Genomic DNA, 25,223 nt, shown 5'->3' with positions numbered 1-25,223 from the left:
TGTGCGCGAGTTCATCACGCCAGCGGATTCTCTACGCCCGCGCCAAGAACCGTTCAAATCGCCACGCCAATCGGTCGCGATCCGGACGATTGCTTGCCCCGTGGGGGACCATAAGCGTCCGGCCGTGCATCTCCTGCAGGCCGTGCTTCAGCATCGGGCCGTCCCGCTCGGCCAGCAGATCGTCATCGACGACCACGCGAGAGTCCGCCGAGATCCCGATGAGGTCCTGGTCGTATGCGGCGTGATGGATCTTGCACAAGGCTAGGCCGTTGGCGACCGTCGGCGCGCCGGCTGGTTCGGAATCGGGGACGATGTGCGCCGCGTCAAGCAGCGACCCATGCGCGAGCGAGCAGATGGCGCACCGCTGCGCGTAGGCGACGAGGACACGAGTGCGGAACGCCGGCTGATGCAGGCGCACCTTCGCGAGGCGGCGTGCGTAGGCTCGTTGCGGTTCACTCAGGTGTCGCACGTCCGGAATGAACCGGAAGGCCTCGTCCAAAGCGATGAGGAAGACGCGGCTGTCCTCGTAATCGTCGACCACGTAGACCGGTGCGATCGGGGTAAGGATGTTCGCCTGCTCCTTGCGGAACAGGATCAGCGGGGCACCGCTCTCGATCGCGCTCCGTAGTTTAACGTTTGACCCGCCCCACGGGTCGCCGGATTGGTAGGCGTAGTGGAGCAGGCCGTCGTCCGATTCGGTGTCGTCGTACGGACCGTGCGCGGACTGGACGATCGACAGCGTGGAACTGAATTCCACCGGATTCCTGATCCCACGCGAATAATCGATAATCGGGAACCTGCGGTCGTCGATGTGGAAGTCGAGCAACTCGGCGCGATGAAGGAAACCGCCATTGGACTCCGCCCGGGCAGTCACCCACTCGATGATGCGCATGCGCAGGGCGTTCTCGACGGCGGATTCCACGTGGCCAGCTTCTCACAGGGTGGTTCGAGCGGGTAGGTGTGCGCGGACAGGATCAGCGGCACTGCCGATGCAAGATCAACCACGGCATGCTCTAACAAACGCACCCGGCACAAAGGACGAGGACCCCGCGCAATCGCGGAGCCCTCGTCCATGACAACCGGCGGACCGGGCTAGCTAGCCAACCCAGGTCACCGCGTGGAATGCCTGCGGCCCGAGGAAGAGCGACAGGATCTGGTTCGCGGACTGCTGCCCGTTGGCGCTGTTCCAGAAGATCGCGATGCTCTCGTTCCGCTCTGGGTAGGCGATGAAGAAGGCCTTGCGGTCCCCGTTGTCTCCCCAGTGCCATAGTGCCTTGCCGTTGGCGTTCGTCTGCAGGCCGACGCCCAGGCCCCACTTGATGTAGGGATTCGCCCCGTTGGTGGCGGAGCGCACCGCGTCCGAGGACTCCGTGGTCCACAGCGCGTGAGTCTCCGGCTTCAGACCCTCACCGCCCAGAAGGGCGTGCTGGATGAACTTGTCGTAGTCCGTGGCCGTGGTCTGCAGCGTGTAGGCGGTGTTGCCGTTGACGTAGTTACTAACCGAGCCGGCGACGCCTGCCGCGCTGTGACCGACGATCGTGCGGCTGAAGTTCTCCGGCAGCGTCACGAGCGTGGAGTTGGTCATCCCGAACGGCTCGAACACCTCCTCCTTCATGGTCTGAGCGAACGACTTGCCGTCCAGGTGCTCGATGGTCTGCTGCAGCAGGAAGAACCCATCGCCGGAGTAGCCGTACTTGGTGCCAGGCGTCCACTGCGGTACCAGCGGCGTATCGCTGCCTACGGCACCGGCCCAGTTCGGGAAGCCGGTCGTGTGGTTGAGCACCATACGCGCCGTCACCGTCTTGGCGAGCTCGTTCCCGGCGGTGCGGGGCGATTCGTAGTACTCCCACAGCGGGGTGTCGAGGTCGATGACTCCCTGATCCACGCGCTTGAGGAAGATGTACGAGCCGACGACCTTGCTCAGCGATGCGGCTTGGAAGATCGTGTCCTCCTCAACCGGGATGCCCGTGCGGGTGTTCTGGACGCCGTACTCATACTTCTCGGTGACGCCGTTCTTGGTGTAGACGACCTGGGCGCCGGGGATGGCGCGGCCCGCGAGGATTTCCGCGAGGGTCGATGCCTTGGACGAGACGCCCTCGAGTGCGTCCGCCTCCAGGCGCAGCGACTCGACCTCGGCGAGCAGGCCGTCGAGCTGTGTGGTGAGGCTCGCGACCTCGGTCGACAACCTAGTCTGCTTGTCGGTCAACGTCTTGAGTGAGGCCTGCGCCCGGGTGAGGGTGGTCCGGGCGGTCTTCGCAGCGGAGTCGGCCGTCTTCTGCGCGAGCTTGGCGACGAGCAGGGCCTTGCTCTTTTTGGCAGCCTTCTTCTTGGCCGTCTTCGCGGTCTTGTTCGCCTTGGTCAGTGCCTTCTTCGTCTTAGCCGTCTTCACGGCCGCGTACCGCTTCTTGGCCTTGGCGGCCTTCTTCGTGGCGGCGGCCTTCTTCTTGCTCGCCTTCTTCGCGGCGCTCTTCGCTTTGACTGTCTTCTTGGCCGCGGTCTTGGCCGCCTTTTCGGCATTTGTGGACGAGTTCTTCGCCGCCGTGAGAGCCGCCTGCGCGTCCTGCACGCGAGCCTCGGTGGCGATCAGGTCCTTGTTGAGGGCGGTCCGCTTGTCCTCGGCGGCAGTCGCCTCCGTGCGCTTCGCGGATTCCGATTCGCGCAACGCGGCGATCTTCTCGGCGTTCGTGGGTCCGGCCTCCGATAGGGGCGTCCGGGCGAAGTCATAGACGAAGGTGGCCGCCCGCTGGACGTAGACGTTCGCCTCGGCGAGTGTAAAGGGGGCGGAGAATGCAGTGGTCGCGGTCAGCGCGACCTCGCGACCGTCGATGAGGATGTAGCCGCTGTCGTGCGAGGCGTCACCCAGTTCGCCCGTCTTATTCGCAAGCACGTCGCGGGGGATGACAGCGCCGAACTTGGTGTTGACGAGCTGGCCCTTCATGAGGTCGATGATGTGCTCGCTCGAGGACGCGCTCAGGAAGTCGTGGTCGTACAGACGCACGAGGAAGTCCGTGACCTCGCTCGAGTTGAGCCAGTTCTCCTGCAGCGGTGGTACGGCCGTGTGGATCATCTTGCGGCCCAGCCACATGGTGTCGTAGCCGAGTCCGTCGATGTACTCGTTGATCGCGTCGAAGCCGCCGGCGCGATCGATGAGGACGTTCGTGGCCGTGTTGTCACTCACCTGAACCATCAGTTCCATGAGTTCGCGCACGGTGATGTCGAGCGGGAACTCGCGCAGGCGCAGCGTGCCGGACCCGCCGACGATGTTGCTCGAACCCGCAGGAATCGTGACCGACTCATCGAGCGAGAGCTGGCCCTTGTCGGCGAGGTCCATGAGGAGAGCGAGCAGCGGCAACTTGATGACGCTGGCAGCCTTGTACGGCTCCTGATCACCGACCGTGATGGTGTCGCCGCCTACGACATGGGCGAGATCCGTCACTGAGATGCCCATGCGGACGTTCTTGGTCGCGGCCTCGTCGACCAACCCCTGCAGGTCACGCTTGAGCAGTGTGAATGCCTGCTCGGGAGTCGGGTCGGCGGCGCGCGCGGGCACGGCACCTGCCAGCAGTGCAGCGATAAATGTCAGGGCCGTGAGAAGCGCAATGTGAGCGCGTCTGTCGCGGCCGATGATTCCGTGCAGGAACATTCGATCTCCTCAGTGGGTCATGGGATGTTTACGCGAGCCTGATAGTGCCCCGGTCTATCAAGGATTCGGATGCTCGGGAGACTCGCCCTCATCCAGGCAGATCTAAACGATTCGGCTGGATTGTTTTGAACACTATCGGCACATATTCACGTAGCCGTTGCTGAAGTGTTTCGTGCGGGTTTCGACCGAATCGGGACCGCTTGCGGGGCGGGGCATCGGCCGCCCGGTGGCTCCCGGCAGGCATAATTCGATCGCCGACGCGACTCGATGGCATAGCCGACCGCACCGACGACACAGCCGCGCCAGGGACGCCGCTGCTCCTACAGATAAGTTCCGCGTCGCACCGAGCCATGCACGCTCGACCACAACGATGGCGCGTGGAGCCAAACTATCCAACCCTCCAAATGAAAAGGCGGGTGGCCACCGGGATTCTTCCCAGTGGCCACCCGTCCCTCACCCTCAGCGGGCTTTCTTGGTGACTAGCACCTTCTTCACGCTCTGGTACCCAGCCTTCTTCCCCGTCATGGTCACCCGCAGTTTCTTGCCGCGGTCGCTTGCCTTGACCTTGTAGGTGGCCTTCTTGCCGCTCTTGACGGCCTTCCACTTTCCCTTGACCAGGTGGGCCCAGCGGTAGGTCAGGCGGGTGCCGCTCGTCCATGACTTGGTTTTCGCCGTCAGCTTCTTGCCGACGCGAACCTTGCCCTTCACCGTGACCTTCTTCGCCTTGAGCACGCCGAGTTTCACCTGCACGCCGGCGGACGTCTGTGATACCGCAGCGGCGTTCGTCGTCTGCCCAGTGACGGTCACCGAAATGGTCTTCTTCGCATCGGCGGCCTTGAGCAGGTAGGTGGCCTTCGTGGCACCCGCGATCGGCTTGCCCGCTCGCTTCCACTGGTAGGTCAGTTGTGTGGACGAGGGCTTCCACGTCCCTGGCTTGGCGGTCAGAGTGCTGCCCACTCGCGCCGTGCCAGCGATAGTCACCTTGCCCGGCGTGATGGTGACGACGGGCGGCTCGCTTGGCCCCTCCGGTGCGACCTCGATGGTTCCCAGGTCAATGACATCCGTTGAGGTGATAGGAATGACGGGAGCGTTCGCCTCCGTCGTGCCGCGGGCACCGCCAATGCCAACCCACGTGGTCGCCATGGGGACCGTGCGGTCAACGGTCTCACCAAAGGCCGCTCCGAGGTCGTCATAGAACTTGAGCTTCATCTCAGTGCCGGTCGTCACGCACTGCTTGTACTCACCCTGATCGTCGGTTCCGAACGGGCCCATTTGCGGTAGCTCGAACTCGCCGCTGCCCCTGTTCGTGTAGGGCACAGCACCCAGGAAGTCGACTGGCTTTCCTGCCGGATCCACCACGGTGGCGATGATGGAGGGGTTGTAGTGCTCAACCAGAGTTGAACCGGTCACGGTTTGTCCGGGCGTTAGCACGCCAAGATCGTTCTTCGGGGCCGCGTAGCATCGATCGTCCTCGTCATCCCACTCCCGGTAGAAGTCCAAGGAAACCCCGACACCCGAGGGCACCCCGCGGATCTCGAACGTGCCGTCCGGGGCAATCGGTGGCGAGGGATTGATGTTGGCGGATCCGCCGCCTGGGCGAGCCACATCCACGCTCACGTATCCGCCTGTGGCCGCGGTCCCGTCTGCGAGGGTGACCGATCCCTTCACCGTCGCGCCGATGCGGATGCTGTGGTCCTTCTGGACGCTCGCGCCGTCGCTCAGCGTGAACGTTTCCGCGTCGCCGATGTAGTGGGCGCCGCCGAGCCATTCTTCCGGGTAGTCACTGCACGAGGGAGTGGTGTACGGGCAGTAGTTGTAGAGCACCGAGAATCGGTCGTTGAGGCTGCCCCAGGTCGCGCCTGCGTCATTCGCGGGGATCGAGAACTTGCCATTGTCATCCGTCCACGCGGTCCCGACAGTGTGGTTGGTCGCCGCGTCGCGCAGTTCGATCGCCGCGTGGGCTAGGGGAGCGGTGTCGCCGTTCGCCGCCTTGCCCGTCAGCGTGCCGGTGACCGTGGCGGATGCGGCCTGCGCCGGCGGAGCCGCTGCGACCCCCGCGACAAGCAGCGACGCCGCGGCGGCGATACTCAGCGCGCGCGACCTGGAACGGACTCGTACGGGTGGACTGGTTTCTCGCATGGTGTTGCCCCTCCTGCAAAACGTGCGGCGGGCACGCGGCGCCTTGTGAGGCGCGAGCCCGTTGAGTCATCCAGGCTAGGCCCGCTTCGTGGGTGCCGCGACCGGACGCGTGGTCTCAGGGCGGGGTGCGCCGGTTTGAGGACGAGAGCCCTCGGCTTGGCACTCAAGCATCCCCCACCTGCGCATCGACCTAGGGTCGCCGTCGTACGCGCTAATTTCGATTCAGTCCGAACTGCCGGGTCAGCAACGCTCGCTTGAAGTGCACTTCCGCCATGTCCACCTCGGCTTGCGGCACGTGTGGACCGAATACGCGCAGCAAACTGAATTGGTACTGCTCAGGATGGGCTGGGTCGAGGCCTGCGGCGTCCCTCATAGCAGCGTTGTATCCGTGACCGGTGCGCGCGTAAGCGGCCCACCGCGCCCAGATCCTCTCTTGGCCATCTGCCTTACCGACATACAGTTGCCCAGTCCCCATGTGGGAGATCAGGTAGATGCCTTGCACCGCACTCAACGCAACCTGCCAGTCAACGTATCGGCTGTCGTTGATGATCTGCTTTAAGTCAGGGAAGGTGATAAGCACGTTGTCATAGCCAGGGAAGGGTACCCGTTCCCTATCCGCGATCTCGAGCACGGGGAAAGATGCTGCGGCGGTCCCTAACTTCGCCCAGTTCACCGGGTCCGGCGACCACCGAATCACCAGACGATCCTTGAGTGACCTTGCGGTGTGTGCCTCCGTTAACGCAAAGTACCGCAGCCGGTCGGTGCGTTCTTCGAGAACTTCACCTGCATTCCGGTACACGGCGATGAGTCGCGAACGAAGCCCGGCCTCGCCCAAGAACACGAACCACCATGGCGGCGGCGTGGCAGGAACCTTGTTCACAAGCGACTGCTCGCGCGTGTACCTCAAGAGCCGCTCTGGGGTGAGATCCGTCGGGCCCGTCAGACCCGTTGCGCTGTAGGTGTGTCTGACGACCAGCACCTCCTCCGGTCGCAGCCCCACTGCCCCGAGGATGTCGCCGAAGGTGAGCACATATTCGCCGTCGATGGCAGAAGTCATGCATTAACGGTAGCGGCCATCATTCGACTCACTGCACTCGCTGGCCGTTGGCCTTTCGGATCGCGGCAGCAAGTTCCGGAATCGCATGGGCAGGCGCGTCTAGTGCCGCATCGATCTGCTGCTCTTCCGCGGGGGTCAGCCGAAGGAGCAGATCCTCCATGAGCACGCTTCGCGCTCGATCCAAAGCCGCCCCGAGCACAAAGGAGGTTACGTCTTGCGACTGGGCAGCGGCAGCCTCTCGTAGCGTCTCTAGAGCCTCCGGAGTAATGCGCATGTTGAGGCGCGCGGAGCGGTCACTCACTGGTGACGGTGATGTGGGGGTGGTCACGGTGTCCTCTTTCATATGCGCCCTGTCATATGCGCCTTGTGCATTTTGGCGCCGCCATCTCGTTGTGCATCCACTGTGCGTACATTGGCGACCAGGAGTCAACTCGATTCCGTGAAGGTTGCGCGAAGATCCGCCGTTCACACCACTCCGACCCAGAGGCCGTCGCAGGCGCGGGTGATCGCGACGTAGAGTTCGCGCCTGAGCAGGGTCTCCTTCTCGCGGGTAGCCTCGTCCTTCGCGGTCTCGACCTTGGGCTCGTCGACCGCGGCGGATACGCCGGATTGAGGACGAGCGCCCCGTCCCAACCATTCCGCCCGCACATTGCCGAGCACCCACCTGTCATCACGTCGGTCGCGTATGGCCATCCGATGGAGTGCCAAGATCAAGCGCGGCGGCAGCCTGCGCGAACAGTGGGTTCAGCGCCGACGCCCACTGGGGAAGTGAAACTGACAGCGTCTGCCAGGTCACCTGACGATCGGTGATCGAGTAGTGGTGGGCGAGCTTCTCCCTATTCTTCGCCGCTTCGCTCCAGTTCACGCTATTTGGTGCTTCCAGCCCTCGAGCGGCAAGCGTCTTTGCGGCCTCACCGATCTTGATCATCAACGAGTCGCCAGCTTCCTGTGCGACTTCGTCGGCCTCGTATGCCTCTTTGCCTTTGGCGACGATCGATGCCGAGATTTCCAACCAATGCTGGATGTGTAGCAGTTCTTTCGCGACCCGAGTCTCCATCACAGCAACACCAGTTCACGGAGGATGTCGCGGTCGAGTCGCGAATCGAGCCCACCGTAACTCACTAGGTCGACCTCACGACCGAGGATGGTTTCGAAAGCCTCCTCCAGCCGGATCATCGCAAAGAGATCAGCGCCCGCCGGTGGCTGCACAAGCAGGTCCACGTCAGAATCCGCCTGATCATCGCCGCGCGCTGCCGAGCCAAAAACTGCAAGGTCTGTGAAACCGCGACTCTCGGCTACCTGGCGAAGGACCGCGCCGCCTGCTGCGATGAGATCACTCGGTCGCGCGCCATCCGTACGCTCGCGAGCAACCTGGTAGCTCACCGCGGGCTGCGTCACCCCTAGTTGTTTCGCGAGGTCGCGCTGCGACTGTCCCTCAAGGAGCATCGCGCGCGCAGCGAGCACGCGCCGCAGTCGCGCCCGTTCTGCGTCGCGCGTGGCTTCCTCATACTCCAGAAGCAGGGTCATAAAACGATTTTATCACTCGGTGCTATTGCCGCTCACACGACTCCGACCCACAGCCCGTCGCGGGCGCGGGTCATTGCGACGTAGAGTTCGCGGCGGAGCAGGGTTTCCTTCTCGCGGGTGGCCTCGTCCTTGGCCACCCGTCCGTGGGTGCGCCGGCCGCGGCGGGTGCGCCGTGTTGAGGACGAGCGCCCGGTCCGACCATTCCGCCCGCATCGGCGAGATCCTTGGGGTAGCCGCCCCGCCACTCATCACCAGTACTGCAACTACCGGCCGATCGCCTGCTCGGAATGCTGCAGTGACTGTTTTGCGAGTTGAGGTCTTCCAGAACCTTCAATTTGCAAGACAACGACCCTTGTTCACGCGCCAGGCCATACATGGAAAAGCGGGCAAGGCGTCAACGGCTCGCCGGTTGCGCCTCGCCGGTGAGGACGAGTTCTTCTCCACAGCCACGGAGAACTCGTCCTCGCTGCGCATGCGAAGCGACCGCCGCTCGAGGTGCGCGATGGCGCTGAGGCGATCGTGAAACTTCAAAACCGATAGCGTGAATCTGCAAATTGCGTGGCGTGAATCTGCATTGTGTCGATATGCTCGGCATGTGAATTCACCGCAGCCCTTCAGCCGCCACCTCGAGCCGCAGCTAAGCGAGGCGCTGGCGGATACGCCGGTGATAGTCATACAGGGTGCCCGACAGGTAGGCAAGAGCACGCTTGCGGGATGGCTGGCCGACCAGCGCGAGTCAGTTCTGGTCACACTCGACGACCCTGCGGTTCAGGCGGTCGCATTGTCTGACCCGGGATTCTTTGTCACGCAAGCTGATGAGCGGATGCTGGTGGTCGATGAAGCGCAGCGGGCACCGGGGATCATCTTGCCGCTCAAGGCTACCGTTGACCGCGATCGGCGGCCCGGTAGGTTTCTGTTGACCGGTTCTGCCGACCTGCTGCAAGTCAAGGGGATCGGCGACTCGCTCGCTGGCCGAGCAGAGGCATTCGATCTTTGGCCGCTAAGCCAAGGAGAGTTGGCCAGGCGTACAAACCCTGAAGATTTCGTCACTTGGCTACTCGAAACACCAGCGATTGCCGATTCTGAACGCCTTGTACCCGAGGTAGTCCTACGCGGCGGTTACCCCGAGGTCCAAGGGCGCTCTGAAACGCGGGCTCGCGCCTGGTTCGAATCATACGCAACTCGGCTCGCCGATCACGATGCGCGTGAACTCGCGGGTGGTGGCTACAGTGACCAACTCCGTGCACTGTTGTCGATTCTGGCGGCGAGTGGCCAGCACGAAGTAGTTCGAGCACGCCTCGCGCGGGAACTGAGCGTCGCCGAGAACACGGTTGCCGCCTATCTGCGAACTGCCACGATCATGCGCCTCATCACCCACGTTCCATCATGGGGGCGGAGCCTGCGCGGGCGTGCGGCGAAGCGCCCCAAGACTTCCCTCAACGACACCGGGTTCGCGGCCAGCTTGACTGGGTTCACCGCACGTCATTCGGTTTCGATCGGTGGCCGGGAGTTCTACGGCGCCCTGGTTGAGCAGTTCGTCGCCCTAGAGATTGCGAAGCAACGTGCCTGGAGTGCCACTTCCTACCGAATCCACCATTACCGGGACACCGATGGGCTTGAAGTCGACCTTATCCTCGAACTTGCCGACGGGCGCCTGGTGGCAATCGAGGTCAAGTCCGCTACCGACATCAACGAGAAGGCATGGCGCAATGTCGAGCGCTTTCGTGACCGTTTCCACGACAGAGAGGTCATCGGAGTGTGCCTATACGCCGGAGACCGATCTTGGCGGTTGCACGACTGGCTCCATGTCCTTCCGATCACCTCGCTGTGGCAACACGAAGGGGCTACTCCATGAGCGAACTGTTCCCCGGGGGAAGCAGTGCGTCGACGAGGAAACGCATCTGATTCAAGAAGCGCGCACTATGGTGTGATCGGCTTGCGCTGCGGCGTAGTGAAGGCAGGCGCGAACGTCCTCGCTGGTCAGGTAAGGATAGTCTTCGACGATCTCTTGCTCGGAGGCTCCTGCCGCCAGAAGCGACAGCACGTCCGATACCCTCATACGAGTTCCGTGAATAAACGGGCGCCCGTGTACCACCGCGGGGTCAACAACGATGCGATCCATGTGCGCCATCTGTCAAGCGTACCCATGTAATCCCTGCCTGGGTAGGTTATTGACAACCATCCCGTCACACCACGCCGACCCACAGCCCGTCGCGGGCGCGGGTCATCGCGACGTAGAGCTCGCGGCGGAGCAGGGTCTCCTTCTCGCGGGTGGCCTCGTCCTTCGGGCTCTCGTCCTTGGGTTCGCCGGAGGAGGCGGTTGCGCTCGTTTGTGGACGAGAACTCCCAGCCAACCATTTCGACCGCACATCGGCGAGCAGCACCTGCTTGAACTCAAGTCCTTTGGCCCGCTTGATCGTCCCCACCTTCACCGCGTCCGAACTGCTCCCGTCGTAGTCCAACAGGTCGGCCGAGGCGATCCCGGCACGGTGCAGATCCTCGCGCACGTCCGCAGCCGCACCGTTGCCCACACACAACACGGCCACATCCCCCAGGTTCGTGCCCACATCGCGAGTCACCGCCCGCACGCGCTCCACGACAGCGTTCCGCCGCGCCTTCCACGACCCGAATTGCACTACCTCCGGCACGGGCCCGCTGCGGGTAACCTGCCCGGCCACATCGGCGGCGTTCAGCACCGGCTGGGACGCTACCTCGTCGATGTCGGAGAACTCGTCCCCCACCACCATCCGCCCGGCGAACTCGATAATCTCGCGGGTGTTGCGGTAATTGATGTCGAGGACCGCGGCGCGCCCGGTCACGGCGATACCAAGCTCACTGAGCGTGTACCCGCCGGGGTAGATCGACTGCTGGCCGTCTCCGATGAGAGTGAGCCCGTCGGGCGCGTCCCCGACCAGTGAGTGCAGCATGCGCACGGCCGCGGCGGACAGGTCCTGGGCCTCGTCCACAATGACTGAGGCGTAGTCGCGGCATGGTTCGCGGACGAGTTCTGCCGCGGCGAGCAGGATCATGTCCTGCCAATCGCGCGTGCCGAAATGGCGCAGGTTGTCCTCGTAACTGCGGTACAGGTCCCACACCTCGCGTCGCTGTTCGAGGGTGAGTCGGTGGCGCCTGCCCGTGCGAGCGAGGTCAGCGTACTGGTCGAAGCGGGTGATGCCGCGGGCCTTGATGACGGACGTGACTTCCTCGCGCCAGTAGTCGGTGGTCACGCGCGCCTGGGCGAGGCCGGACTCACGGCCTCGATCGTTCCACGCCTTGTTCCAGGCGTTGTCGATCAAGGTCTTGTTGAGGTGGATGTCGATGCCGCGCTCGTCCAGGATGCGGCGCGCAAACTGGTGGACGCCGCTGAATTCCACGCAGTCTGCCACGTCGGGAGCCATGCGTTCCAGAAGCGACCCGAGTACTTTAGGCAGGGTCCGCACGTAGGTGGTGACCAGGACTTTGCTACCCGGGCGCGTGCGCGCCAGGTACGCGGCGCGGTGCAGGCCGACAACGGTTTTGCCGGTGCCCGCGGCCCCGCGGATGCGCGACGGGCCGTGGTAACTGCGGCGCACGATCTTCGCCTGGGCCGGGTGCAGGAATGTCATCCACTGTTCGATCGGGGCGGCCATCAGGCCCTCGAGCAGTGCGGCTTCGATTTCTTCTTCGCTGACGAGTTCTCCCTGCTCGATCGCTGCAGGTGGCGCCTCGATGACCGGCTCGGGTAGAGCCGCATTGACGGGCGCTGGGGCGCCGACCGGCGGGAGAAAATCAAGCGCTGCGGCCAGGACGGTGTTCACTTGGAGGTCTGTCAGCCGCTGGCCGCACGAGGCGATGTGGCGCAGGATGTCACCGTCGCCGACGACCTCGACCGGGCGTACGCGCGCACTAATCCCGGAGCGGCCCGCGAGCGCGATTGTCGCGTGGACCTCGCCCGGCGCAAGACCGACCTCCGCAAGAGCGCCCTCCACGTCGTTTGCGAGGTCAGCAAGCTTCATGACGTCGTCGGTGACGTCCGCCTGGCCGCGGTAGATGCGGTCGCCGGCGTTCCCCGAGACGATCTGCACTTCGGCCCACGCCTTGGTGTCAACGATGAACACCCCTCCCGGGCCGATCACGACGAGGTCCACCTGCGCACGGCGCGAGCCCAGCCACTGGCGGTCGGCGAGGAAGTGGTAGCCAGCGGCGGCGAGCGGGGCGAGTTTGCGGGCCGTCTCCTTCTCGGTCACTGCCGCAATGCCGTACTTGGCCGCGGTGGCGCGCGCCTGCGCGGCTGCCTGCTCGTGAGCGGCGGCAAGCGCGAGTTGGCGCTGCGCCTCAGTATCGGCTGACTGACCTGCGGACATGAGTTGGGGCCTCCCGTCTCCTGAGGTCGATACTATGGCGGGAGGGCGCGGCGGAGAAACTCGTCCACATCCAATCACCGACGGTTGAGCGCCGATCAAACCATTCGAATCCAATCGAGGTACTACCAATGTCACTCAACGAACGCGAAGTGATGAAACAACTCGGTATCGAGTCCTGGCGCAACTTGTCCAAGGACAAGATGCTCCGATTCGCGGCGCTGATGCCTGATATGGACACAGAGGTCGCCCTCAAGATCGTCGACAAATTCCCAGTGTTCAAGGATTTCGCGCTCGAAACCGTGGCAGAAATGGAAAGAGCACACGAATCGACACTCCAGTCAAATGACAAGAGCCAGGACCAGGTATACGAGGCGTTGCGAGAGATTCGCGAGATCCTCAAAGGTGAACTCGATAAGGATGATCTGAGTTGGGACCAACGAAAGTTCATCATCGAGCAGATCCAGGAGAACGGCCGACTCGTCTTCCAAAAGGATACTGAAGGCAAGCACTTCCTCAATACAGTGCTCGGCAAGGTTGCGGCTTACGGACTCGGTGCGCTCGCTCTCGGCGTTGTCTTCGTCGGAGGGAAGTTGCTGGCAGGACAGAAGGACGAGTCAGAGGAAACCGAGAAATAGAAGACCCAATGTTCAGCCTGCTTCGCGGACATAGGTGACACCGAAGGCGACGACTTGACGGAACTCCTGGCGGCGGGAACCAATGTCGAACTGGCTACCGGAACCCTTCTGGAAAATATCGAGGCCGCGGCCCAGCAGAATCCGCCAGCCGGCGTCGGTGCGGATGGACCGGTCGTGGATGGTCTCATCCCAGGTGACCGTGAAATGGATGCCCACGGTCGCAGCGCTGTCCTGGATATCCTTGAGCATCAGTAGGTGCTGCTGGGCGTACTCGCCGCGGTCTTCCTTGGTTACCAGCGTCACGGTTACCTCGTCGGCAGGGTCCTTGGCGGCGGCCAGCAGGGCCAACAGGTCAACGAGGTTGCGGCCCTGGTGCGGCAAACGAATATACGGGTCGACAATCGTGATCTCTGTGGCTCCACGCAGGTAGGGCATGAGCAACGTGTCATATGACACTCCCCTCTGGTTCTCTTGGAACTCTCGGTGACCTTCGAATAGCGGCACCGCCGCCTCAGTCACAGATGGCACCGCAACAGCGACTTCCGCTGCTCCCTGATCCGGCTCCGCGAGCAACTCGGTGACGCCGTCACCCTCACGGCGACGCGCATGATAGTAGGCGGGGTACTCGTCCTCTTCTAGCGTTGTGACACCGCGCCAGTCACCTGACCGGTCGGTATAGCCAAAATTGACTGCGGCCATTGTGGTGTCGATCCGGAGGATCTGGTCTTTGACGCGCTTACGTCCCTCGATAGCAAAGCGGAGCAGCTCCTCGATTTCCGCAGGCGTGGCCTCGCCACCCGGGTAGATAAGTTTCATCAGTCCCGAGAAGGTCTTGTGGATTCCGTCCCGGTCACGTGTGGAGATATCCGACCCGAGCGTGAAGTGCTGCTGGTAGCGATCGGAGTAGTCAGCATTGCGCAGGTACCGCAACACTTCAGCGATGTAATCGACCACGAAGCCATAGCCGCTCGAGAACATCTCGCTGCGGATCGTGTCTACCTCCCAGCCGGGGATGTAGAAATGCAGCCGGTCAAGGTAGGCAGCATCGTGGTATGCCTCCGGCAACTCATCAAACAGGTCCGAATGCTTCAGCATGTACGCAACGTTGTGCGAGGTATTGCCCACGAACACCATCGACGCTTCCGCCCCGAGCGTCTCGATTCCGCGGGAGAACGACTTGTTGGCCATGTAGTTCTTCATGATGTCGACCAGCGCCTTGTCGGTGCGCTTCTTCTTGCCGGCGAACTCATCAAACGCCACCACGTCCCAGTAGCCGACCAACCCGATGCGCCCATTGGAGTTGTTCACGAAGAGCTTGGGAACAGTGACCTCACCCCCGGAGATCAGCATGCCGTGGGGGGAAAACTCTGAGTAAATGTGCGACTTGCCGGTGCCTTTGGGCCCGAGTTCCACCAGGTTGTAGTTCCTTTCAACGAATGGAATGAGGCGAACGAGCTGCAGCAGCTTAGCCCGTCGTCCGAAAATCTCAGGGTTGAACCCGATGGACTGGATCAGCAGGTCGATCCACTCTTCGGTGTTGAACCCCTTCCGCGACGCAAGGTATCCCCCATAGTCGAAGCTAGACATCTGGATGGGCTTCAGGCTCCCCAGAATCCAGGGCACGACGCGAGCGTCGTCGCTGTGGAAATACTCGATATCGCAGATGCACCATACGCCGCCGACCAGCAGCTTTGGGTTCGCCTTCACCGTTGCAGGTTCGACGATGACGCCGGTGAGCCCGAGGTTGGCGAACGAGGCCTGGTACACGTCCTGCTTGTCGTTCAGGGCCACGGTGACTTTGTCGATGATCCGGTGGCGGCCCTTCTCGCGGATGGTGGACTTCACCAGTTCTGACTCGTTGCGGTGCACATAGTGGTCGGCGAGAATCTTGCGTACCGCGTCGATACCGGCCTGGATCGTCGCTTCGTCGTCGGATGCGGCGTACTGGCCGAGCAGGTACTCGAGCACATAGGAGGGAACGATCGCGTTGCCCTTGACCGCCTTCACGAGGTCTTTGCGCACGACCGAGCCCCCGAACAGCAGGTTGATCTTCCGGTCGAGGTCGCTCTGCTGCGGTGAGCTCATTTCGGCCGTGCGCTCCGCGTCAGAATGGTCTTCAAGTCTGTCCATGTTTCTACATTCCTCGTGGAGTCGTCGGACGAGTATGTCGCAGTTTGCTTGCGTCGAACCCGTCAGGCAGGGGCTTGAACACGTTGTTATCCGGGGAATGAGAGTTATGGTGAGCCCTAAGTGCTTGAATATCAAGGTCCGTTATGGCCACGTAGTTCTCGACCCCTCCCCGAAGGCGGAGCAGGTCGCGCCGCCACTCCTCTCGCATCGGTCCCCGAACCCGGGAGTCTCCGTACGCACGATCGTTGGCGAGGATGACATATGCGTGCATGTCGAGAGCGGCGGATTCGACAAGCGCGCTAAAGGTGCTCAAGTCACGGTTCCACGCGGGCGAAACAAGGGCATCGACTCGTCCACGCAACTGCGATCGGTAATCGATATTCGTCAGTTCGCTACATACAAGCAACGCGAAGGCGAACCCCTCGTGATGGATGACAGGAACTTCATCCCATTTCGCTTCGGGAGCGAGCGTTTTTCCGGCCACCTGATATAGGTTCTCTCGTTCGTGCAGAGCAGCCTTTTGCTTGTCTTGCCGGTGCAAGAAAGTCATGGGAAATTCACCACGTGGAATCGGGAGTGAAGCCCAAACTTGGTTTCTGACGAGATCTCCTTCGGTATGAAGGTACTCCACGCCAGCGATGAGTCCGATGTTAAGAGTGCGGAGTTTATAGGCATATCGCCGGAACCAGGGAGCGGGCACGGAGAGCTCCGGCAGGATGAGGTAGTCAACGCTCCGAGGCGACCTAAGGACATCGCTCAATGTGTCATTTAGAGCTTTGTACCTCGTATGACTACGATCTGGTGTCCCATTAGCGGCCGCTGTCCACGCACTGCCCGAAGTTTTGATCATTCCCAGCGCCACTCGCTTACGTCCAGCAGGAATCTCGGTCTCGGCCGCCAAGACAAGGTCGTTCTTTCGGCAATTCTTGCTGGGAATCTTGGGCAGCAAGCCATCGACATTGTAGCCACGAAGTGCGAGTATTGCGCTCTCAATCAAGCGGAGATCGGCGTCGTACTTCTCCCAGTCGCCGTGGAATGGCTGCACCGAAAGAAACAGGTCGTAAATGCCGAAGGGTCGTGTAGCGAATGTAAACGCGTTGGGAACTCCGACATTCCCTCTGCCTCGCGAGGTCGGATAGTGCCCGACGAGTTCAACCAAGGCGCGCAGGTGTTTCTGAAGATCGAGGCCGAGCATCACGACGAGCTCTGAAGTTTCATCAGCGAGTGACGAGTCCTCCAGATTCGTCTCGACATCGCGCATGTACTTCGCGCGAAACGGGATCTGCGCGAGGTCGGACATGAATAGTCTCTGAAAGAGAGCTTCAAGTTCGTCTACGCTTCGACTAAGCGCTGGGCTAGGCGCTAAAGTAGCGGCTGCATCACGTATCTTTTGCAAGTCACCGGACTGGGGAGCCACGAAGGCTGCGGCGGCTAGATCTTCACCGAATTGATCGACTACTTGTTTCGCCCAGCCACTTGCAACTCGAGCTGCCGAAAGGGTGCTCTTTCGAGCACCCTTCACCTTGACACTCTTCGCGTTCTTGATCTCACGACGGACTTCCGCGAGCTGGTTCAGGATGCTCACGACATGTTCGTAGTCTTGACACGCCACGGCCATTCGCAAGACCCGCGGTACATACTGTGCAAGCTCAAAGTAGCCAGGCAAGGTGACAACGTAGTCGAGGACTGCGTCAAAGAAACTCCATCGGATTCGGGACCACGTCGAGGGTTCGAGGTCTGATGCGTAGGCTTCGTAGTCGCGTAGCCGAAGTGCAAATGCCGAGCGTCGAGCAGTCATCACGTCCGCTCCCCTAAACGAGTCAGCACGCTCGCCGTCGGACTGGAAGACTTGAGCTATATCGACTGAGATTTGAGATGGCTCGTCCGGTATGGAAGGCAAGGAGCGCCACTCGCTTGAGCGCTCTCGAATCGCGGCTTCTATCGAGCCAATCAGTGCGAGACCCGAGCTACCTGACAGGTGGAACACCTTGGTCTTTTCCTGGGAGAACTCTATGCGTGAACCCTGCAGGTAGGGTCTCTCAATTGTCTTGGCGGATGCTTTGAGCTTCAGCATCCCGTCGAGTCGCGCATCGATCCAATGCCAAGGATCCGATCCTTCGACCCCGTGGGGGTCATCTCGCATGACCAGAATGATGTCATCAACGTATCGCCCGTAGTAGAGCGGCTTTACCTCTGATTCCACAAGCCGATCAAGTTCTATAAGCGCGAGATTGGCTACGACCCCTGAAGCGGGAAGACCGACGGGTAGGCCATCAACTCGGAACCCGAGCGCCACTCCTGCGGCTTCTGGCCAATGAAGCAAAGCGTCAACGAACCAATTATGGAGGAGTTCTTCACTAGCATCCATCTGAACGTCCAGGAGAGCTTTGTACTCCGGTTGCAGCAAAAAACTCGGATCGATGCTGTGGTAGTAAGATGCCATGTCGGTAGTAATGACCACGACATTCTGCTTCCCACCTAGCGCATTGCGAGCAGCCTCGAGTCCTTCGTCTCGCCACTTTCGGTACGGTTGAAGATAAGGTCCGAAGCTTCCCGACGCCCAAAGATTGAACTCCTGCGTGACGGTCCGACGCAAACGGTTACCCCGCGCAGACTCCGGTAGCTTCGCTTCAAGCTTGGATCCCACTTTCGCGATCCATAGCGAAGACAGCACATGAAAGTCGATACTACATTTCGCCATCACTCTAAAGGACAGCTCGGGCGTGCCTGCGGTGTATTTCGCCTTCTGCCAATCTTGTCGAGGGTCGGACCAGCGGGCCGCCACGGCATGATCAGTCTCATTTGCGGATTGTTTGCCCGAATCGGTAGCACTCTTGGGCACCAGGTAGGCACCTCCGAGAAACTCGTGGCTCGTAAGCCAGTCCATGTCATTGGCATCGAGTCGATCCAGCAACTGCTGAAGGTTCCATTCAAGTTTCGATTCGTAAGTAAGGAGATCGAGCCTGCGTGCGTTAGATGAGTAGAAGAGGTCGACCTTTGCCTTCCGGTAGGCCATAGCAAGGTCTTCAATCGTGAAGTTCGTCGCGCTCATCTCCTAGAAGTCAAAGTCCGACGTGAATGAGCGCTTGAGCAGGTACTGAGCCCGCTGGTAGACGCGCCATTGGGTAGTGTTGGGTATCTGCTCTTCGAGTCGGAACTCGACCGTGCGGTTGTTGAACTCGTTGGCGTCCTGGCTGAGCAGCATCCGTGCACCCTGGTAGCGGTCGCGCTTGTCCTGGGATGGCTGGTCGAAGATCAGCTCGGTCTGGTTCGAGATCAGGGTCTCGCCGACGTAGATGCCCGCGCGCAGGGTGCGCGGCTGCACCTTCTCGCTCACTGGCTCGGACTGGAAGAGCTTCACGACAAGTTGCCCGGTGGTGATCTTGTCTGTCTCGGGCAGTACCTCGACGTTGACGGGCCGGGTGTCGCTCTTGCGCTTCTTGTTGACCGTGACGACCGGCACCACGACTTCCTGGAGCGAGGCTCCGCCGTGGACGAACCGTGAGCCAGCTCCTGGGAGCTTGAGGCGGTGGATTGACTTGGGAATCTGTACCTCAAGGTCGCTGCTGAGACCCACCTGTTCGGGCTCAAACGTCCGGAAGGCCGGATCGTCCTTGAGGCCCCGCCCGAGCACGTATCGACGGTTGGTGACCACGAGGTCGTCGCCCTGCGGCTTGGTCGAGAGGTACGAGGCGTCGGCTAGTGCGGTGTCCTGGAAGAGGAAGCCGTGGTCGGCGGTGACGAGGATGTTCGTGGCGTTCGCGTTGGTCAGCCGCTTGATCAGGTCCACCAGATCGCGCAGCGCGTCGTTGGCGGCCTCGAACACCTGCCGCTCGGTGGTCGCCTTGTCGCCGATTGCGTCGATCCGGTCGTGGTAGACGTACAGCACCTGGTGTGCACCGTAGAGTTCGCGCAGCTCACCGCGCGGCATCGACAACACTTCCTCGGCCCGGATCGCGAACCCACCCACTGGAGCCAAGACCTTGTTGCGGTTCGCAGTTCCGTCGGAACGCTGGCCGTCAACGAGCACGGGATCGCCACCATGGGAGTGGGCCAGGGTCTTGTGTGGAAGCAGGGCCGCCATGCCTAGCTGGGTGTAGCTCGGCAGCACACCCAGCATCGCGTCGAGTTCCGCGTCGAAGCGGTCTTCCTGCCGGATGCGGGAGCGCAGTTCATCGGCGATCTCGTAACGCAGCGCATCGGAGATGATGACGACAGCCTTCCGGTTGCCCTTACGGATGATCGGCTCAACGTGATCGGTGAAGAACCTGGTCTGCGGGCGTAGCGTCACGGATCGCCAGTCCTGCACAGCGTCGACCTGCTGCTGCCAGGAGTTGCCGAGCTCATACAGGTAGCGGTTCGCATAGTGCTTCTCCACCTCGACGCGGAGAGCTTCCAGCGGTCCTGCATACTCGGTGGTGCGAGCAGCAAAGTGGAACTGTCGATAGAGCTGGTCGATGCGGAACCACTGCTTGCGATAGCGGTCCAGCCCTTCGTCGAACGACGCGATCGCGAAACTCGCGTTGGAGAGTTCGCTCAGCAGGTCCGAGGCGGCGCCGAGCGCCGTGTACAACTCCCGATACCCGTCCACCCAGATGCTGCTCTGGCGCGCACGGATCGTCTCCGAGACCTCCCGCGCGTTCATCGTCCGTTCACCAACTGCCTTGGCGAGGAGACTGATGACCTTTCGTTCTACGTCCTCAAAGAGGTCATTGCCAACAAGGTCGATGAGTTCGGCGTCCTCTATACTGTCCGAGTAGCTCAGGCTCTCCGCTGCCCGCCGCGCCAAGATAGCGAGTGCGTCGGCGCTGCGCCGGTCATTGCGCAGGCTCGCGAAGTCGAGCTGAATGTTGCGCAACGCACCCGGAACCTCCGTGGCGAACCCGTCGGCTGCCTGGCGGAACATCCACAACACGAAGTCATCGACGCTGGGCTCGTTTGCTTCGTAGCCGTAAATCTTGGCAACCCCAGCCCAGTGGAACCCATCGAGCCCCTGCTCAACCAGAGCCTCGTACTTGCTCGCATCACCGCGGGCGTTCTCGATCAGCAACGTGCGAGTGAGTTCCAGCATGCTGTGCTCACGCTGACCAACCAGAACCGCGCACATCTTGGCGCGCAACCTGTCCGCATCGTCGTCGGCCGCGAGTAGGGTCTTGAGGGTCTGCACTCGCTTGGCCGCCCTGAAGAACTTCTCGTGGTCGCGAACCACGTCGTCGATTCCGGCGCCATCGAGCCCAAGGTCCTGTCGCACGAGCGCCGGACGGTCGGCAGTGAACACGCCGTAGGCCAACTCAAGATCGAGCAACCAGTTACCGATGCCGGCGGGAACGCCACCTGCCCGGTAGATGAGGAACTTGCCCGTCGGTTCGTCATGAAGTACGCGATTCTTCACCGCGTACTCGTTGTTCTCCACGCGCAACGTCGTGACATCCCCGAGGTCGAGCGCATCGAGTTCTGCGGCGTACTCGCTCTCCGCGTCGTGCCAGAACACGAGCCGCTGCGACTGGAACCTCTCTTCGACGTAAGGCAGTAAGGCGCTGACCGAGCTCATACGACTACCCCTTTCCACGGAAACAGCTCGCGTAGTGGAAGCCGACCGATTTGTCGCCTCTGCGAGACGACAATCTGCGCAATTTCACTCACTGAGCACCCGCTACCCAAGAAAGCGCTCGAACTAGGACACTGAATAGGTCGCTTCATACGGCTCCCCCTCCTCCGTCCACTGAACTCGAACCCGTGAGAGGTAGGGATCAGCGAGGCTCCGATCCATACTCGCTTCGATACCGTCATGGACTGGCACATCGTGCGGGAGGGAATCATCAAGTAGGAAGAACCCACTTCGCCCCTCGGGGTTGGTTACGTCATCGACGTGAACATCGCTCGCGGTCGCGGACCCAACGTTCACAATCCGTCGCTTAGACCTAGATACCTCTTCGACCTTCCACGCAACCTGCGCTCCGCTTCGCTGACCTTCGCCATCCTTCACAGCAGCTATGTCGCCCACCGATCGTTCAACCTGGGTGGTCCGCTTGCTTGTCTCGTAGATCGCGACGAGCGCCGCCGGACCACCAATACCTGCGAGCCAAAACGGCAGTGTTTGTGTGATTGCGGTCTTGAGCCCACCCTCCATCGCGTAGACAACGATCCAGACAAGCAAACCAACTGCCGCAATGCAGAAGAGGGCATATGCGAACCAGCCAAACCAGCCCAGATCACGATGCTTCCGCACAAACCAGTTTGGGCGTTTGGGGTCTATCTCACTCATCGACGGCCTCCAACCCAGTGATCTTCTTGAGGGCCGGGTAGAACCTCGGGTAGTTCACCTTCACCCCGTCGTCGAGGTCGATGGCGATCTGCTGCGACGCCAGCGGGTAGAGCACGTCGTGCTCATACTCACCCAGCTCCAGCAGCACCTTGCGCAGCCGCTCGGCTTCCTTCAGCGCTGCGGCCTTCTCACGTGGGGTGCCATCCCCGGCGGCGAGACGCTCCTGGTGCTGAAGGTTCGCCTCCAGCTTCGACTCAAACTCCCGCAGGTACTCGTTCAGTACCGTCGAGACCGTGGACGGTGTGTAGCGATGCATGTAGATCAACGCGTTGAACGAACCCTTCGGGCTGGAGAACAGCCAGTAGATCGGGCGCTTCTTGTAACGCTTCACATGATCGTCGTAGAACTTGGATCGCCCAGCGCGGGTAACGAAGTACTCCCGCAGAGCCTTGACGCCGAGCGACTCCTCAACGAACCGCAGATTCTCCTCGAAATGCTCCTCGCCGAACGCCGCCCGCAGGAACTGGCGGAACCGCGCCACAATGTCGTCCTCGAACCAGTCACCATCAACGATCGGCAGCACGTTGTCCGCATCAGGAACGAACGTCGGCCGCGGCACCTTGGCGAGGTAGTCCTGGACTGTCGCGCCTTGGTCAGCGAGAATCAGGCCAGGCTCGTCGAGGCTGTAGCGGCCGAACATGCACCCCACGGCGAAAGAGACAAGGTCAGCGATGATGTCGCCCACCTGAGCATTCCGCTCAGCGCGATCTTGGGCGTCCACTACAAGGTTGTTCAGAGTGACCTTGAGTTCGCCGGAGGACTCCAACCCGTAGGACTTAGCTATGACCGCATCAAGTGCCTTCTGAGCCTCGTCGACCTGTGCAGAGTAAACTCGCCAATCCGCGATATGGCCGTCGACCAGACTCCCAAGGCGGCCATCCCCGCTCCGCTTGACTAGCGCATTCACTTCGTACCCAGGCGCAGACTCGCTCAAGTTCCAGTCTCGCCGGTGAAAGTCAACCAACAGTTCAACCAGCGAAGATATTCGCTCTTTGTCGTCCGCCGGAATCTCCGCAGGCAAGGGTATCTCCCGCAGGGAACCTACGTTGAAGTCCATCGTTGCACCCATGAACTCGAGGAGCTGGCGCGCCACTGACGAGTTCAAGACGGCCAGTGTAAGCGAGCGGGAGTAACTGTCCGCCGGAAACGCGCACGCACCCTTTGCGCTGAAGGTACTGCCGACGCCCGCATAACGCGCGCCGAAGTCGGACGAGGACATAGCCGACCACGTGACTGCATCCTTGAAGTAGAGGTTCCGTGAAGGAAGCTTGTTCCCGAGCTTCGAGAGTTCGCTGAAGTCGTGAGGATTGAAAGCCACGACGTACTCGTCGTTGCCAAACCACTTGCGCAGGGGGCCGCCCTTTAGGTACGGAGCGAATCGGGCCCCACTTGCGTGAAACTCCTCCGTCGACTCGGCGTCGAAGGTCACGCGCCCCCAGGACACTTCGTGCCAGAAACGCATGAAGCGGTCATTGTCTCCTGTCTGAAACCCCTGGCGTACCGGCGCAGCGCTTTCGACAGTTCTCCCAGTTTGGAACGTGGCGCGAAGTGCCGAGGATGCCCAGTAGGCGATGGGGCTTCCCGGAATAGAACTGAGCTCTCGAAGAGATACCTCAGTGTGCCGCGAGTTTGGCACAGGGAACACTCTCGGCTTATCTCCGTCAAGATCAAGCGTCGAAACGAAGGAGAAAGATGAGTTTCCCAAACCCGTGGTTGAACGCCAGACGGCTGCCGCCGTGCCAAACGCTATGCCCATGACTCCGTTCCCCATGTGGACCATGCATTCCAAGTGGCGGTCATTGAGCAGTTGCCGGCGAAGCTCGGCATAGGACTTGAGAAACATCCAGGACTGCATGGTAACCATCGCCGAGAGCCCTCCCGGCTTCACGAGGTCAAACCCTCGCTCCATGAACATCGCGAACAGATCAGATTTACTGTCGGGGAACTGTCCAGACGCGAAGTCGGCGAGCGCGGCTCCCATGTTCTTCGAGCCCATGTAGGGAGGGTTCGCGACAACAACGGCATAGCGGCGCGACAATGCCGTCGCTTGATCGAGCACCTTTGACGCTCGGTCGAGAGCGTCCGACCAGATGAGGTCATTTGCTTCGCTAAGTGCTTCGAGGCGGTGAGACAGCCACTGGGTTGACTCTGGGTCGGATTGGATGAGCGCCCCGAGCACGTCAGCTTCGGCGAACTGATTCCAAAGTGCTTCCTCCGCGCTCTGGTCTCCGTTCCTCGTGAGTAGAAAGCCCAGTTCATCTAGGGTGAACGAGATGGGATCGATGACCTTGATGCCCGGCGCGAGCCGCTTTGTCAAGAACGTTCGCTGTTTGGAGCGTGCTTTCATTGTGAGTGCGAAAGCGGCAAGTGCACCCGCGCGCGGGTCGATCTCGGTGCCACAAAGGTTGTGCGTGAGGATCAACTCGGGAATCTCGGACGGAGCGTATCCCTCTTCCTCGTAGATCGAGTAGAGCAGATCAAACGCGTAGGTGAGCATGTGTCCGGAGCCGCAGGCCGGGTCTATGACCGTCAGTTCTTCAGGGCTGCTGATCTTGAGGAAGCCGGCTTCTTCGCCGACCGGCGCGATGTAATAGTCCATCTGGGCAACGAGTCTGGATGAGGGATGGTTCAGCATCCAGAGCCGGCCAACCGAGTTCTCGACGAGGTAGCGGACGATCCAGTGCGGGGTGAAGAGCTGGGTCGCGGCAGGAATTTCAGCGGCACCTGCCTTCTTGCCTCCCTTGAATCCGTCGAAGACTTCCTGCTTCCGTTCAGAGATGTAGAACTGGTACAGCCAGCCGATCACTTCAACTTCGCGACAGACCTCTTCGGTGAGAGCAGCGGCCGCGCGCGTGAGGATCGAGTCCGCTGCGAGGAGGTTCGCGGGGATGAGGAGTTCGGTGTAGTCACCTTCACGCTCGAACATGAACGGCATGGAGCGGTTCCAGTAACGGCAGTACTCAGCGAGCAGGAGTGTGTAGACCTCACCCTGAGCGTCTGCACTGGGTCGCGTCCCGTCGAGGAGTCCGGTGATCGTGTCGAGGGCGCGCTTGTTGGTGATGACAGCGGGGTCGATGCTGCCTCGCTTCGCGTCGGCGAGTATCTCGGGCTGCCCGACCCGCTGGCCGTGCGCAGGTGAGACTACGCCGATACCGGTGTAGCCGTTGGCGTCCATGAAACGGAGCGCGATGATGCGGTTGAACCAGGTGTAGGCGACCTTGTCGGCGATCGCGTCCTTGCCCTTGGCGCCGCCCCCGGCGGCTGCGATATCGCGTTCGAGCATGGCGACTGCGCGCTGGTTCTCGACCCGTTCCGGTGAGGAGGGGGCGAGTACTGCGGTCAGCCGGGCGCTGACCTGGGTGATGAGTTCGCGCCTAGCCCAGGTGGCGAAGCTCTTCAGCGGTGCGGTTTCCATGTGTGGTGT

The 25,223-nt window shown here is 61.5% G+C and carries 18 protein-coding genes; 2 read left to right on the top strand and 16 right to left on the bottom strand.

Features of this window, described 5'->3' with window-relative positions:
• Nucleotides 1–31: 31 nt before the first annotated feature.
• The 9 genes from FB461_RS08230 to FB461_RS12295 all read right to left on the bottom strand — a co-directional run bounded on the left by FB461_RS08230 (nt 32) and on the right by FB461_RS12295 (nt 8,503).
• Nucleotides 32–922, bottom strand: a complete 891-nt coding sequence (locus FB461_RS08230; RefSeq protein WP_142120980.1) for an HNH endonuclease — start codon at nt 920–922, stop codon at nt 32–34.
• 174 nt (nt 923–1,096) lie between these two features.
• Nucleotides 1,097–3,643 (bottom strand): serine hydrolase, encoded by a 2,547-nt coding sequence (locus FB461_RS08225; RefSeq protein WP_142120978.1) that lies wholly within the window; start codon nt 3,641–3,643, stop codon nt 1,097–1,099.
• 459 nt (nt 3,644–4,102) lie between these two features.
• Nucleotides 4,103–5,782 (bottom strand): hypothetical protein, encoded by a 1,680-nt coding sequence (locus FB461_RS08220; protein WP_142120977.1) that lies wholly within the window; start codon nt 5,780–5,782, stop codon nt 4,103–4,105.
• A gap of 211 nt (nt 5,783–5,993) precedes the next feature.
• Nucleotides 5,994–6,839 (bottom strand): GIY-YIG nuclease family protein, encoded by an 846-nt coding sequence (locus FB461_RS08215; RefSeq protein WP_142120975.1) that lies wholly within the window; start codon nt 6,837–6,839, stop codon nt 5,994–5,996.
• Nucleotides 6,840–6,867: 28 nt separating this feature from the next.
• Nucleotides 6,868–7,167: a type II toxin-antitoxin system TacA family antitoxin gene (locus tag FB461_RS12005; RefSeq protein WP_170222672.1), complete on the bottom strand. Its 300-nt coding sequence runs from the start codon at nt 7,165–7,167 to the stop codon at nt 6,868–6,870.
• Nucleotides 7,168–7,304: 137 nt separating this feature from the next.
• Nucleotides 7,305–7,532, bottom strand: a complete 228-nt coding sequence (locus FB461_RS12000; protein WP_170222671.1) for a hypothetical protein — start codon at nt 7,530–7,532, stop codon at nt 7,305–7,307.
• Nucleotides 7,510–7,896 carry a HepT-like ribonuclease domain-containing protein gene (locus FB461_RS08205; protein ID WP_142120971.1) on the bottom strand — a complete coding sequence of 129 codons (387 nt, stop codon included), beginning with the start codon at nt 7,894–7,896 and terminating at the stop codon, nt 7,510–7,512. The genes FB461_RS12000 and FB461_RS08205 overlap by 23 nt, the downstream gene beginning before the upstream one ends.
• Nucleotides 7,896–8,366 carry a nucleotidyltransferase domain-containing protein gene (locus tag FB461_RS08200; RefSeq protein ID WP_142120969.1) on the bottom strand — a complete coding sequence of 157 codons (471 nt, stop codon included), beginning with the start codon at nt 8,364–8,366 and terminating at the stop codon, nt 7,896–7,898. Before FB461_RS08200 ends, FB461_RS08205 begins: the two co-directional genes overlap by 1 nt.
• Nucleotides 8,367–8,398: 32 nt before the next feature.
• The gene (locus FB461_RS12295) at nt 8,399–8,503 is read right to left on the bottom strand and encodes an ATP-binding domain-containing protein (protein ID WP_246046153.1); all 105 of its coding nucleotides are present in this window, start codon (nt 8,501–8,503) and stop codon (nt 8,399–8,401) included.
• 404 nt (nt 8,504–8,907) lie between these two features.
• Between FB461_RS12295 and FB461_RS08195 the strand changes: the two genes are divergently transcribed.
• On the top strand, nt 8,908–10,221 hold the full coding sequence (locus tag FB461_RS08195; protein WP_142120967.1) for an ATP-binding protein: 1,314 nt from the start codon (nt 8,908–8,910) through the stop codon (nt 10,219–10,221).
• Nucleotides 10,222–10,272: 51 nt separating this feature from the next.
• Here FB461_RS08195 and FB461_RS08190 read toward each other — a convergent pair whose 3' ends face one another.
• Nucleotides 10,273–10,497 (bottom strand): DUF433 domain-containing protein, encoded by a 225-nt coding sequence (locus FB461_RS08190; RefSeq protein WP_142120965.1) that lies wholly within the window; start codon nt 10,495–10,497, stop codon nt 10,273–10,275.
• Between the two features lie 55 nt (nt 10,498–10,552).
• Nucleotides 10,553–12,709, bottom strand: coding sequence for a nuclease-related domain-containing DEAD/DEAH box helicase (locus FB461_RS08185; protein WP_142120962.1), 2,157 nt, complete (start codon nt 12,707–12,709; stop codon nt 10,553–10,555).
• 128 nt (nt 12,710–12,837) lie between these two features.
• Between FB461_RS08185 and FB461_RS08180 the strand changes: the two genes are divergently transcribed.
• Nucleotides 12,838–13,344: a hypothetical protein gene (locus tag FB461_RS08180; protein ID WP_142120960.1), complete on the top strand. Its 507-nt coding sequence runs from the start codon at nt 12,838–12,840 to the stop codon at nt 13,342–13,344.
• Nucleotides 13,345–13,356: 12 nt separating this feature from the next.
• Here FB461_RS08180 and brxL read toward each other — a convergent pair whose 3' ends face one another.
• The 5 genes from brxL to pglX form a co-directional block, all read right to left on the bottom strand.
• Nucleotides 13,357–15,474 carry a BREX system Lon protease-like protein BrxL gene (gene brxL, locus FB461_RS08175; protein ID WP_211349883.1) on the bottom strand — a complete coding sequence of 706 codons (2,118 nt, stop codon included), beginning with the start codon at nt 15,472–15,474 and terminating at the stop codon, nt 13,357–13,359.
• Nucleotides 15,475–15,478: 4 nt separating this feature from the next.
• On the bottom strand, nt 15,479–18,526 hold the full coding sequence (locus FB461_RS08170) for an RNA-directed DNA polymerase (protein ID WP_142120958.1): 3,048 nt from the start codon (nt 18,524–18,526) through the stop codon (nt 15,479–15,481).
• Nucleotides 18,527–18,529: 3 nt separating this feature from the next.
• Nucleotides 18,530–21,025, bottom strand: coding sequence for a BREX-1 system phosphatase PglZ type A (gene pglZ, locus FB461_RS08165; protein ID WP_142120955.1), 2,496 nt, complete (start codon nt 21,023–21,025; stop codon nt 18,530–18,532).
• Between the two features lie 123 nt (nt 21,026–21,148).
• Nucleotides 21,149–21,739, bottom strand: coding sequence for a hypothetical protein (locus FB461_RS08160; protein ID WP_142120953.1), 591 nt, complete (start codon nt 21,737–21,739; stop codon nt 21,149–21,151).
• Nucleotides 21,732–25,214 carry a BREX-1 system adenine-specific DNA-methyltransferase PglX gene (gene pglX, locus FB461_RS08155; protein ID WP_142120951.1) on the bottom strand — a complete coding sequence of 1,161 codons (3,483 nt, stop codon included), beginning with the start codon at nt 25,212–25,214 and terminating at the stop codon, nt 21,732–21,734. The genes FB461_RS08160 and pglX overlap by 8 nt, the downstream gene beginning before the upstream one ends.
• Nucleotides 25,215–25,223 lie beyond the last annotated feature (9 nt).

This window comes from Rarobacter faecitabidus (genome assembly GCF_006716265.1).
Lineage (GTDB): Bacteria > Actinomycetota > Actinomycetes > Actinomycetales > Cellulomonadaceae > Rarobacter > Rarobacter faecitabidus.
This window is presented reverse-complemented; position numbering and strand designations above follow the sequence as displayed.

Excerpts from the sequence above, each read along its gene's own strand:
- FB461_RS08200 (WP_142120969.1), bottom strand. The coding sequence starts at position 8,366 with ATGACCCTGCTTCTGGAGTATGAGGAAGCCACGCGCGACGCAGAACGG.
- FB461_RS08180 (WP_142120960.1), top strand. The coding sequence starts at position 12,838 with ATGTCACTCAACGAACGCGAAGTGATGAAACAACTCGGTATCGAGTCC.
- FB461_RS08160 (WP_142120953.1), bottom strand. The coding sequence starts at position 21,739 with ATGAGTGAGATAGACCCCAAACGCCCAAACTGGTTTGTGCGGAAGCAT.
- FB461_RS08205 (WP_142120971.1), bottom strand. The coding sequence starts at position 7,896 with ATGGAGACTCGGGTCGCGAAAGAACTGCTACACATCCAGCATTGGTTG.
- FB461_RS08185 (WP_142120962.1), bottom strand. The coding sequence starts at position 12,709 with ATGTCCGCAGGTCAGTCAGCCGATACTGAGGCGCAGCGCCAACTCGCG.
- FB461_RS08220 (WP_142120977.1), bottom strand. The coding sequence starts at position 5,782 with ATGCGAGAAACCAGTCCACCCGTACGAGTCCGTTCCAGGTCGCGCGCG.
- FB461_RS08215 (WP_142120975.1), bottom strand. The coding sequence starts at position 6,839 with ATGACTTCTGCCATCGACGGCGAATATGTGCTCACCTTCGGCGACATC.
- brxL (WP_211349883.1), bottom strand. The coding sequence starts at position 15,474 with ATGGACAGACTTGAAGACCATTCTGACGCGGAGCGCACGGCCGAAATG.
- FB461_RS08225 (WP_142120978.1), bottom strand. The coding sequence starts at position 3,643 with ATGTTCCTGCACGGAATCATCGGCCGCGACAGACGCGCTCACATTGCG.
- pglZ (WP_142120955.1), bottom strand. The coding sequence starts at position 21,025 with ATGAGCTCGGTCAGCGCCTTACTGCCTTACGTCGAAGAGAGGTTCCAG.
- pglX (WP_142120951.1), bottom strand. The coding sequence starts at position 25,214 with ATGGAAACCGCACCGCTGAAGAGCTTCGCCACCTGGGCTAGGCGCGAA.
- FB461_RS12000 (WP_170222671.1), bottom strand. The coding sequence starts at position 7,532 with ATGGCCATACGCGACCGACGTGATGACAGGTGGGTGCTCGGCAATGTG.
- FB461_RS08170 (WP_142120958.1), bottom strand. The coding sequence starts at position 18,526 with ATGAGCGCGACGAACTTCACGATTGAAGACCTTGCTATGGCCTACCGG.
- FB461_RS08190 (WP_142120965.1), bottom strand. The coding sequence starts at position 10,497 with ATGGCGCACATGGATCGCATCGTTGTTGACCCCGCGGTGGTACACGGG.